The sequence below is a fragment of the Variovorax boronicumulans NBRC 103145 genome (assembly GCF_001591345.1).
GTDB classification, from domain to species: domain Bacteria; phylum Pseudomonadota; class Gammaproteobacteria; order Burkholderiales; family Burkholderiaceae_C; genus Variovorax; species Variovorax boronicumulans.
The window spans coordinates 1-1,878 of sequence record NZ_BCUS01000251.1; the positions used below are offsets into that span (position 1 = coordinate 1).

Sequence of the window (1,878 nt, forward strand, 5' to 3'; positions counted from 1 at the left end):
CTCGCCCGCGCCCGCGCGGGCGGCAGCACGACCACCGCGTCCGCCGCGCCGAGCCACACGGCCGCCGCGCCGTCGCCGTCGGGTGCCGACCCCTTCATGTACTTCGTGCAGGCCGGCGCCTTCCGCACCACCGACGACGCCGAGGCGCAACGCGCCAAGCTGTCGCTGATGGGCGTCGAGGCCAAGGTCACCGAGCGCGAGCAGGCCGGTCGCACGGTCTACCGCGTGCGCGCGGGCCCGTTCAACAAGAAGGACGACGCCGACCGGCTCAAGGAGCGGCTCGATGGCGGCGGTCTCGAATCGGCGCTGGTGCGCGTGCAGCGCTGACCCGTCAGCGCCTTTCTTGAACAGCCTTTAAGCTCTCGCCCGCGCGGCATCTGCCGCACTCGTTTGTCAATTCCAGCGCCTCGGTCGCGCCGTCCACGGGGAACTCCCGGCGGCGCGCCGGCTCTGTACTGCGGTACCCACAGGAGAACCTTTTCCATGAAACGTCGTGACTTTTCGCTGGCCGCCACTTCGATCGGGCTGCTTTCGCTGGCTGCCGTTCCGGCACACGCCCAGCGCGCCCCCAAGGCCGGCACCGATTTCCTCGTGCTCGACAAGCGCGTGCCCGTCGATGCACCCGCCGGCAAGGTCGAGGTGGTCGAGTTCTTCTCGTACAACTGCCCGCATTGCAACGACTTCGAGCCGTCGCTCGAAGCCTGGGTCAAGGCGGCCCCGAAGGAAGTGGCCTTCCGCCGCATCCCGGTGCCCTTCGTGGGCAACGACGTCGAAGCCAAGCAGCGCCTGTACTTCACGCTCGAAGCGATGGGCAAGCTGGACGAGTACCACTCGAAGGTGTTCGCCGCCATCCACGCGCAGCGCCAGAACCTGAACGGCGACGCCAACATCCAGGCCTGGGCCGAGCGTGCCGGCCTCGACGGCGCCAAGTTCAAGGAAACCTTTGCGTCCTTCGGCGTGGCCAGCAAGGCCCGCCGCGCGGCGCAGCAGACCGAGGCCTACAAGGTCGCCGGCGTGCCGGCCCTGGCCGTGGCGGGCCGCTGGTATGTGGACGGCGAAACCGCCGGCAGCATGTCCAAGGTGCTGCAGGTCGCGACCTTCCTCATCGGCGAAGCCAAGAAGGGCTGACCGACCCGGCGACCTGCTTTTTGGTCGAATGCAAGGCCCGCTTCGGCGGGCTTTTTCATTGGCGGCGGTGGGCAATTGCCATCCCACGCATACAATGTTTCAGAGCAAGTTTCGTGCCTTTATGACATTGCCCTCCATCCCCACATTCCCCACCCTTCGTCGCCTCGGCCGCCTGGCTTTCGGTGCGCTGTTGCTGGCCGGTGCCGCCTCGGGCGCCCTGGCCGAGACCGCCGACCGCACCAAGCCGATGAACATCGAGTCCGACTCGATGCGCTACGACGACCTGAAACAGACCAGCGTGTTCACCGGCAACGTGCTGGTCACGAAGGGCACGATCATCATCCGCGGCGCGCGGCTGGACGTGCGCCAGGACGCCGAGGGCTACCAGTACGGCGTGGTCACGGCGGCGCCCGGCAAGCTGGCCTATTACAAGCAGAAGCGCAACGCCGGCGACGAGTGGATCGAGGGTGAGTCGGAAGTCATCGAATACGACAGCCGCGCCGACAACGTCAAGTTCATCCGCCGCGCCGTCATGCGCCGGCTGATCGGCGCCACGGCCAACGACGAGAGCAGCGGCGCGCTGATCGTCTACGACCAGAGCAACGACACCTACACCGTCAACGGTTCCCTCGTGCCGCCGAACGCCGGCGTCTCGGCGGGCGGTGGCGGCCGCGTGAAGGCCATCCTCACGCCGAAGGCTGCTGCGGCCCCGGCGGCGGGCGGTTCCGCACCGGCCGCCGGCGGCAAGAA

3 protein-coding genes are annotated in these 1,878 nt (G+C 68.2%); all 3 read left to right on the forward strand.

Annotation, left to right across the window (positions count from 1 at the left end; translation table 11 throughout):
- The coding region (locus VBO01S_RS31320; RefSeq protein WP_174543728.1) for an SPOR domain-containing protein at positions 1-327 on the forward strand (327 nt) is incomplete at its 5' end.
- 156 nt (positions 328-483) lie between these two features.
- Positions 484-1,128, forward strand: coding sequence for a thiol:disulfide interchange protein DsbA/DsbL (locus VBO01S_RS31325; RefSeq protein ID WP_062483056.1), 645 nt, complete (start codon positions 484-486; stop codon positions 1,126-1,128).
- A gap of 121 nt (positions 1,129-1,249) precedes the next feature.
- On the forward strand, positions 1,250-1,878 hold a 629-nt coding region (lptA, locus tag VBO01S_RS31330), incomplete at its 3' end, for a lipopolysaccharide transport periplasmic protein LptA (RefSeq protein WP_062483059.1).

What these genes read in the sequence shown, in the direction of transcription:
- VBO01S_RS31325 (WP_062483056.1), top strand. Translation starts at nt 484, where the DNA reads ATGAAACGTCGTGACTTTTCGCTGGCCGCCACTTCGATCGGGCTGCTT.